Annotated in this window: 7 protein-coding genes; 4 read left to right on the forward strand and 3 right to left on the reverse strand. The window is 70.7% G+C overall.

Translation table 11 applies throughout. From position 1 onward, the window contains the following. Nucleotides 1-195 precede the first annotated feature (195 nt). The 3 genes from A612_RS11345 to rodA form a co-directional block, all read right to left on the reverse strand. Nucleotides 196-1,320 (reverse strand): 3-deoxy-7-phosphoheptulonate synthase, encoded by a 1,125-nt coding sequence (locus tag A612_RS11345; protein ID WP_019374597.1) that lies wholly within the window; start codon nt 1,318-1,320, stop codon nt 196-198. Between the two features lie 273 nt (nt 1,321-1,593). Continuing rightward, entirely contained in the window at nt 1,594-3,054 is a 1,461-nt protein-coding gene (tldD, locus tag A612_RS11350; protein ID WP_019374598.1) for a metalloprotease TldD, read from the reverse strand. Between the two features lie 53 nt (nt 3,055-3,107). After that, complete coding sequence (gene rodA, locus A612_RS11355) at nt 3,108-4,301, reverse strand: rod shape-determining protein RodA (protein WP_019374599.1); 1,194 nt, start codon at nt 4,299-4,301, stop codon at nt 3,108-3,110. A 40-nt stretch (nt 4,302-4,341) separates the two neighbouring features. Here rodA and A612_RS11360 point away from each other — a divergent pair, with 40 nt between their 5' ends. The 4 genes from A612_RS11360 to aroE form a co-directional block, all read left to right on the forward strand. Continuing rightward, nucleotides 4,342-4,932 carry a YqiA/YcfP family alpha/beta fold hydrolase gene (locus A612_RS11360; protein WP_040436695.1) on the forward strand — a complete coding sequence of 197 codons (591 nt, stop codon included), beginning with the start codon at nt 4,342-4,344 and terminating at the stop codon, nt 4,930-4,932. 57 nt (nt 4,933-4,989) lie between these two features. Further along, nucleotides 4,990-7,098 carry a ribonuclease catalytic domain-containing protein gene (locus tag A612_RS11365; RefSeq protein WP_019374601.1) on the forward strand — a complete coding sequence of 703 codons (2,109 nt, stop codon included), beginning with the start codon at nt 4,990-4,992 and terminating at the stop codon, nt 7,096-7,098. Continuing rightward, nucleotides 7,095-7,964 (forward strand): energy transducer TonB, encoded by an 870-nt coding sequence (locus tag A612_RS11370; RefSeq protein WP_019374602.1) that lies wholly within the window; start codon nt 7,095-7,097, stop codon nt 7,962-7,964. The genes A612_RS11365 and A612_RS11370 overlap by 4 nt, the downstream gene beginning before the upstream one ends. Nucleotides 7,965-7,973: 9 nt before the next feature. Next, a partial coding sequence (aroE, locus tag A612_RS11375; RefSeq protein WP_019374603.1) for a shikimate dehydrogenase occupies nt 7,974-8,511 on the forward strand: 538 nt, incomplete at its 3' end.

An 8,511-nucleotide genomic window follows, 5' to 3' on the forward strand; every position in this document is an offset into this window, starting at 1 on the left:
TGGCGCGCAGCGGCTCGCACTCCAGCCGCATGAACTCGTCGTCGAGCCAGCGGCGCGCCTGCTCCACTTCCATGGGTTGGCTGCCCTGCAGGTCCAGGCGCAGCTCTTCGCCGGGGCTCAGGGTGATCAGAACTTCGCTATGCATGGTGTCTCGCTGCCTTGTGGGTTCGGTCGGAATGGAAATCGGGGCCGAGCTTACACCGTGCCGCGGCGCGTGCGCACCGCAGCCGCCAGTTCCGCCAGGCAGGCGTCCGAATCGTCCCAGCCCAGGCAGGCATCGGTGATGCTCTTGCCCCACTCCAGCGCGCGCGGATCGTCCTGGCCGGGGGTGAACTTCTGGGCGCCGGCCTGCAGGTGGCTCTCGATCATCACGCCGAAGATGTGGCGCGAGCCGCCGGCGATCTGACCGGCGATGTCGCGCGCCACGTCGCGCTGGCGCTCGTGCTGCTTGGCGCTGTTGGCGTGGCTGCAGTCCACCATCAGCGAGGGATGCAGCCCGGCCGCCTCCAGCTCCCGGCAGGCGGCCAGCACGCTGGCGGCGTCGTAGTTGGGTGCCTTGCCGCCGCGCAGGATGACGTGGCAATCCTGGTTGCCGGCGGTGTGGACGATCGCCACCTGGCCGTTCTTGTGCACCGACAGGAAGTGGTGGCCACGGCTGGCGGACTGGATGGCATCGGTGGCGATGCGGATGTTGCCGTCGGTGCCGTTCTTGAAGCCGATCGGCGCCGAGATGCCCGAGGCCAGTTCGCGGTGCACCTGGCTTTCGGTGGTGCGCGCACCGATGGCGCCCCAGCTGATCAGGTCGCCGATGTACTGCGGGCTGATCACGTCCAGGAACTCGCTGCCCGCCGGCACGCCCAGGCGGTTGATGTCGATCAGCAGCTGGCGCGCGATGCGCAGGCCCTCGTCGATGCGGTAGCTGCCGTCCAGGTAGGGGTCGTTGATCAGGCCCTTCCAGCCGACGGTGGTGCGGGGCTTTTCGAAATAGACGCGCATCACGATCTCGAGCTCGTCGCGGTACTGTTCACGCGCCGCCTGCAGGCGCCGGGCGTACTCCAGCGCCGCCTCCGGGTTGTGGATCGAGCAGGGGCCGATCACCACCAGCAGGCGGTCGTCCGTGCCGGACATGATGCGGCCGATGGAGCGGCGCGTGGTGGCGATCAGGCTCTCCACTTCGGAGCCTCGGATCGGGAAGAAGCGGATCAGGTGGTCGGGTGGCGGCAGCACGGTGATGTCCTGGATGCGTTGGTCGTCGGTCTGGCTGGTGCGTTGGTCGACGTCGCGATACCAGGTATCGGGGCTGGGGATGCGTGCGTTCATGGCTGCCTCTCGTGGATGGAAGGGGGAGTTGGAAGGGGGATCGGGCCAACAAAAAACCGCCGGGCTGCTGGCAGCTGCGGCGGTTCTTGGGGGAGGGTTCTGCTGGGTTCTGGGGTGCGCGTGTACCTCTCTCATCCGCCGTGGACAGAGAACCAAAAGTAAAACCAGAAGGAGGAGGACGCGGCGCGCAGGGCGGACATGCGATTCAATGTAGCACGAATTGCGGCGCTGCAACATGGGGCGGCGTTGCCCCATCGCCACAGCACCCCGACTTCAGGCCGTGCCCCCCACGGTCAGGCCCTCGATGCGCAGGGTCGGCTGGCCTACGCCCACCGGCACGCTCTGGCCCTCCTTGCCGCAGGTGCCCACGCCGCTGTCGAGCTGCAGGTCGTTGCCGATCATGGTCACTTTCTTCAGCGACTCGGGGCCACTGCCGATCAGCGTCGCGCCCTTGACGGGGTACTGGATCCGGCCGTCCTCCACCCAGAAGGCCTCGCTGGCCGAGAACACGAACTTGCCGCTGGTGATGTCCACTTGGCCGCCACCGAAATTGGTGGCGTACAGGCCGCGCCGGATGCTGGCGACGATCTCGGCCGGGTCCTTGTCGCCGCCCAGCATGTAGGTGTTGGTCATGCGCGGCATGGGCAGGTGGGCGTAGCTCTCGCGCCGGCCGTTGCCCGTGGGGGCGACGCCCATCAGGCGGGCGTTGAGGCTGTCCTGGATGTAGCCGCGCAGGATGCCGTCCTCGATCAGCACGTTCTTCTGCGTGGCGTGGCCCTCGTCGTCCACGTTCAGCGAGCCGCGCCGGTCGGCGATGGTGCCATCGTCGAGCACCGTGACGCCGCGCGCCGCCACGCGCTCGCCGATGCGGCCGCTGAAGGCACTCGAGCCCTTGCGGTTGAAGTCGCCCTCCAGGCCGTGGCCGACAGCCTCGTGCAGCAGCACACCGGGCCAGCCCGGGCCGAGCACCACCGTCATCTCGCCGGCCGGCGCGGGGCGCGCGTCCAGGTTGGTCAGGGCGGCGTTGACGGCCTCCTGGGCGTACTGCGCGATCTGCTCGTCCGAGAAGTAGGCCAGGCCGAGGCGGCCGCCGCCGCCGGACGAGCCCACCTCGCGCCGCCCGTCCTGCTCGGCGATCACGGTGATCGACAGGCGCACCAGCGGCCGCACGTCGGCCGCCAGCAGGCCGTCGGCACGCGCCACCAGCACCACGTCGTACTCGGCCGCCAGGCCGGCCATGACCTGCACCACGCGCGGATCGCGCGCGCGCGCCAGCTGCTCGGCGCGCTCCAGCAGCCGGACCTTGGCGGTGCTGTCCATGCTGGCGATCGGATCCAGCCCGGCGTACAGCGAGCGGCTGGGCGCCACCTTCTTGCGCCCCACCCGCCCGCGCCCCGACTGGCCGGCGGCGGAGATCGAGCGCACGGTGGCGGCCGCATCCATCAGCGAGGCCAGCGAGATGTCGTCGGAGTAGGCAAAGGCCGTCTTCTCGCCGCTCACCGCGCGCACGCCCACGCCCTGGTCGATGGAGAACGAGCCCGTCTTGACGATGCCTTCCTCCAGGCTCCAGCCCTCGTGGCGGGTGTACTGGAAGTACAGGTCGGCGTCGTCGACCTGGTGCGCGCGGATGTGTGCCAGGGCGCGCGACAGGTGCGTCTCGTCCAGCCCGAAGGGCGTGAGCAGCAGCTCACGGGCGATGGCCAGGCGCTCGATGGTGGGTTCGCGGGAGATCATCGTCGCATTTTAGGCAGCCGCCCGCAGCCGCGCTGGCGCCGGGGCTACCCGCGCTACCCGTGCTCGGCGCCCTCGCGCTGCGCGCGCGCCACCGACATCAGCACGCCCAGCGCCAGCCCGAGCGTGGCCATGGCGGTGCCGCCGTAGCTGATGAAGGGCAGCGGCACGCCCACCACCGGCAGGATGCCGCTGACCATGCCCATGTTCACGAAGGCATAGGCAAAGAAGATCATCGCCACGGCGCTGGCCATCAGGCGCTCGAACAGGGTGTCGGCGCGCGCGGCGATCGCCAGGCCCCGCCACACCAGCAGCAGGAAGCAGCCGATCAGCACCAGGTTGCCGACCAGCCCGAACTCTTCGGAGAAGGCGGCGAAGATGAAGTCGGTGGTGCGCTCGGGGATGAACTCCAGGTGCGTCTGCGTGCCGGCCATGAAACCCTTGCCCCACAGGCCGCCCGAGCCGATGGCGATCATGCCCTGGATGATGTGAAAACCCTTGCCCAGCGGGTCGCGCGTCGGGTCGAGCAGGGTGCAGATGCGCTGCTGCTGATAGTTGTGCAAGACCGGCCAGCGCACCCCGTCGGCGCAGATCTGCGGCTCGAACCAGACCACCAGCGCGATGCCGATGGCGCCCAGGATGACCGGCGGCAGCACCAGCTTCCACGGCAGGCCGGCAAAGAAGATGACCGAGGCGCCGGCCGCCAGCACCAGGAGGGCGGTGCCCAGGTCGGGCTGCTTCATGATCAGGCCCACGGGCAGCGCCAGCAGCAGCGCGGCGACGATGAAGTCGAGCGCCCGGATCTGGCCCTCGCGCTTCTGGAACCACCAGGCGAGCAGCAGCGGCATAGCGATCTTCATCAGCTCGCTGGGCTGCACCACCACGCCGATGTTGATCCAGCGCTGCGCGCCCTTCTTGGTGATGCCGAACAGCGCCACCGCCACCAGCAGCGCCAGGCCGAGCACGTACAGCGGCACGGCCAGCGCCATCAGCCGCTGGGGCCGCACCTGCGCCACCACGAACATCACGCCGGCGGCCAGCAGCATGTTGCGTCCGTGGTCGGCAAAGCGCGTGCCGTGGTCGAAGCCGGCCGAATACATGGCGACCAGCCCAAGGCCGGCGAGCAGCAGCAGCAGCCCGATCAGCGGCCAGTCGAAGCCGCGCAGCAGCGGCAGCACGCGCTGCGCCAGGGTGGGCGAGCGGAACGCCGCCGGGTGGGTGGAGGTGGAAGTCGGCTTGGCAGAGGCCATGGGGGCGAAATTATCCGCTGCCCGGGCACAATGCCCTTCCATGGCCCGAACGCACTTGCTCTACCTGCATGGTTTCCGCTCCTCGCCGCAGTCCATGAAGGCCCGGATGGTCGCCGCGCACGTGGCGACGCGCCATCCCGACGCCGTGTTCTGGTGCCCGCAGCTGCCGCCCTCGCCGCGCGCCGCCATGGCGCTGGTGGCCGAGGGCATCGCGGCCTGGCCGGACGGGGCGGCCATGGTGGTGATCGGCTCCTCGCTGGGCGGCTACTACGCGAGCTGGGTGGCGCACCAGCGCGGCTGCGCGAGCGTGCTGCTCAACCCGGCGGTGGATCCGGCGCGCGACCTGGCGCGCTACATCGGCGAGCAGACCGCGTGGCACTCGCCCGAGGAGCGTTTCTTCTTCCGCGCCGAATACATCGACGAGCTGCGTGCGCTCGACGTGCGCGGGCACGGCCCCGCCGGCCCGCAGCTGCTGATCGCCGCCCAGGGCGACGAGCTGCTCGACTGGCGCGAGATGGTGGCGCGCTACCCCGAGGCGCGCCAGCTCGTGCTGCCCGGGGGCGACCACGCGCTGAGCAATTTTCCGGAGCTGCTGCCGCAGGTGATGGCCTTCTGCGACCTGGTGGGCTGAAGGGGCGGCGGGGTGCGGCCGCGGCGGCCCCGGCCCGCATGGGAAAATCCCCTCCCTATGCATGCACTGTTCGACGACGCCGGCAAGTTCCTGGCCGGCCGCATCCTTTCCGAGACCGACACCTCGGCCCAGGTCGAGCTTGACTCGGGCAAGCGGGTGAAGGTCAAGGCGGCCCACATCCTGCTGCGTTTCGACAAACCGCAGCCTGCCGAGTTGCTCGCGCAGGCGCGCGCTGTGGCAGAAGGCATCGAGTTGCCGCTGGCCTGGGAATTCGCGCCCGACGAGGAGTTCGGCTTTGCCGAGCTGGCGCGCGACTACTTCTCCGCATCTGCCCCGCCCACCGAGCAGGCCGGGATGCTGCTGGCGCTGTTCGAGGCGCCGCACTACTTCCGCCGCGCCGGCAAGGGGCGCTTTCGCAAGGCCTCGGCCGAGGTGGTGCAGCAGGCGCTGGCGGCGATCGAGAAGAAGCAGCAGGTGCAGGCGCAGATCGACGCCTGGGCCGGCGAGCTGGTGGCCGGTCGCTGCCCGGAGGCGATCCACGCGCAGCTCTACCGCATCCTGTTCAAGCCCGACAAGAACGCGCCCGAATACAAGGCCGTGGTGGAGGCCAGCCGGCTGGCGCAGCTGGCGCCGCTGGCGCTGCTCACGCGCGCCGGCGCCATCCAGTCGAGCTACCAGTTCCACTGGCAGCGCTTCCTGTTCGAGCACTTTCCGCGCGGCACGGGCTTTCCCGAGCTGCCGCTGCCGGCGCCCACGCAGGAGCTGCCGCTGGCCGAGGTGCAGGCCTATTCCATCGACGACTCGGCCACCACCGAGATCGACGATGCGCTGTCGCTGACCGGGCTGGGGACGGGCACGGTGCGCCTGGGCATCCACATCGCCGCGCCGGGCCTGGCGATCCAGCCGGGCGACGCGCTCGACCAGGTGGCGCGCACGCGCCTGTCCACGGTGTACATGCCGGGCCACAAGATCACCATGCTGCCCGATGAGGTGGTGCAGCGTTTCACGCTGGACCAGGAGCGCGCCAACCCGGCGGTCTCGCTCTACGTCACCATCGACGAGGCCTCGCTGATCATCACCGGGCACGAGACCGTGCTCGAGCGCGTGCCCGTCAGCGTCAACCTGCGCCACGACCAGCTCGACCACATCGTCACCGAGCAGTGGCTGGCCGACCCGCAGCTGCAGGTAGAGGGCACGCCCGAGGCGCTGCTGGCGCTGCGCGACCAGCTGTCCTTCCTGTACCGCCTGGCGCGCCACCTGAAGGCGCAGCGCGAGGCGGTGCGCGGCAAGCCGGAGACCTTCTCGCGGCCCGACTACACCTTCCGCCTCGAGGGCCAGGTGGGCGAAGAGCCGGACGGCAGCGAGACCGTGGCCATCGAGACCCGCCGGCGCGGCGCGCCGCTGGACCTGATCGTGGCCGAGGCGGCGATCGTCGCCAACAGCACCTGGGGCCAGATGCTGGCCGACTCCGGGGTGCCGGGCATCTACCGCAGCCAGGCCAGCCTGGCGCCGGGCGTGAAGGTGCGCATGGGCACGCGCGCGCTGCCGCATGCGGGCATCGGCGTGAAGAGCTACGCCTGGGCGACCTCGCCGCTGCGCCGCTACGTGGACCTGGTGAACCAGTGGCAGGTGATTGCCTGCGCGCGCCATGGCAGGACCGCCGCGCTGGCCGCGCCCTTCAAGCCCAAGGACGCGGAGCTGTTTTCCATCATCAGCAGCTTCGATGCCACCTACGGCGCCTACAACGCCTACCAGGCCAGCATGGAGCGGCTGTGGACGCTCAAGTACCTGCAGCAAAACGGCATCCAGGAGATCGTGGGCACCGTGATCCGCGACAACGTGCAGGGGGGCGACTTCCTGGTGCGCGCGGACACGCTGCCGCTGGTGCTGCCGGTGCTGGGCGTGCAGTCGCTGGCGCGCGGTGCGCGGGTGCGCGTGCGGCTGGGCGAGATCGACGAGATCGCGCTCGACGTGCACGGCACCGTCATCGAGCGCATCGACGATCCGCTGGATCCGCGCGACGACGGCCCGGTGGACGACGACGAGGGCGAGGAAGCCGCCACCGCCGGCCCGATCGCCATCGCCCTCGATCTGGACGACGCCGAGAGCGCGCGCGGCGAAGGAGGGCCGGGCGCTGCCGGCAGCGCCGATAATCGCGCGCCGTGACCTCGCCTGCCCTCGCCGCCCTCGGGCGCTTCTCCACCCTGCAGATCGCCCTGGCCGTCTCGCTCGCCCTGCACGCGGCCCTGCTCACCGTGCGCTTCGTCGACCCGGAAGGCTTCAACCGCGTGTTCCAGGACACGTCGCTGGAAGTGATCCTGGTCAATGCCCAGTCCACCGCGGAGCGCCCGGACAAGGCCCAGGCCATCGCCCAGGCGACGCTCGCCGGAGGGGGCGACGCCCAGGCGGGGCGCGCCACCAGCCCGCTGCCCTACTCGGCGCTCACGGCCATCGGCGACGACCTGGAGGAGGCGCAGCGCCAGATGGACCGCATGCTCGAGCAGCAGATGCAGCTGCTGGCGCAGGTGCGGCGCGAGCTGGCGCTGCTGCCGGCGGCAGAGCCCGAGCAGGCGAGCGAGGCGCGCGAGCAGGAGGCGCAGGAGCAAAAGCGCCTGCAGCTGCAGAAGCTCCTGGCGGAGATTGAGCGGCGCATCGACGAGGAAAACGTCCGCCCGCGCAAGCGCTACATCAGCCCCGCCACCCGCGAGGAGGTGTATGCCATCTACTACGACGCGCTGCGCCGGCGCATCGAGGACAAGGGCACGCAGAATTTCCCGGAGCACGCCGGCCGCAAGCTCTACGGCGAGCTGGTGATGATCCTCACGGTGAACCACGACGGGCGCGTGCTCGACACGGAAATCGTGCAGGGCTCGGGCAACGCCCAGCTCGACCGCCGCGCCGAGGCGATCGCCCGCGCCGCCGGTCCGTTCGGCAACTTCGGCCCGGCCATGCGCGCCAAGGCCGACCAGATCGCCGTCGTCTCGCGCTTTCGGTTCACGCGCGAGCAGACGCTGGAAACTTCGCTGCGCTGAGGTGCCGCCATGACCGCATCCGAGCCGGACTCGCCGGACCTGTACTGCGTGCTGGGCAATCCCGTGGCCCACAGCCGCTCGCCCTGGATCCACGCGCGCTTTGCCGCCCTGACCGGGCAGCAATTGCACTACGAGCGGCTGCTGGCTCCGCTGGACGGTTTCGAGTCCACATTGCAAGCCTTCCTGGGGCGCGGCGGGCGCGGTTGCAACGTGACGGTGCCCTTCAAGCACGAGGCGGCGCAGTGCGCGCACACCGCGAGCGAGCGCGTGCAGCTCGCCGGTGCGGCCAACACCCTGGTGGCCGGCGCGGACGGCCGGCTGCACGCGGACAACACCGACGGCCTGGGGCTGGTCGCCGACATCGAGGCCGGCGCGGGGGTGGCGCTGGCGGGCCGCGCCGTGCTGCTGCTCGGGGCGGGCGGCGCGGCCGCAGGCGCGCTGGGCCCCCTGCTGGCGCGCCGGCCACGGTGCGTGGTGGTGGTCAACCGCACGCCAGCGCGCGCCGAGGCGCTGGTGGAGCGCCACGCGGCGCTGGCGCGGCAGGGGG

It is taken from the genome of Melaminivora alkalimesophila, assembly GCF_000282995.1.
Lineage (GTDB): Bacteria > Pseudomonadota > Gammaproteobacteria > Burkholderiales > Burkholderiaceae_C > Melaminivora > Melaminivora alkalimesophila.

Bases quoted from the DNA above. Each gene is read 5' to 3' on its own strand.
- A612_RS11345 (WP_019374597.1), bottom strand. From the start codon at position 1,320: ATGAACGCACGCATCCCCAGCCCCGATACCTGGTATCGCGACGTCGAC.
- rodA (WP_019374599.1), bottom strand. From the start codon at position 4,301: ATGGCCTCTGCCAAGCCGACTTCCACCTCCACCCACCCGGCGGCGTTC.
- tldD (WP_019374598.1), bottom strand. From the start codon at position 3,054: ATGATCTCCCGCGAACCCACCATCGAGCGCCTGGCCATCGCCCGTGAG.
- A612_RS11365 (WP_019374601.1), top strand. From the start codon at position 4,990: ATGCATGCACTGTTCGACGACGCCGGCAAGTTCCTGGCCGGCCGCATC.
- A612_RS11360 (WP_040436695.1), top strand. From the start codon at position 4,342: ATGGCCCGAACGCACTTGCTCTACCTGCATGGTTTCCGCTCCTCGCCG.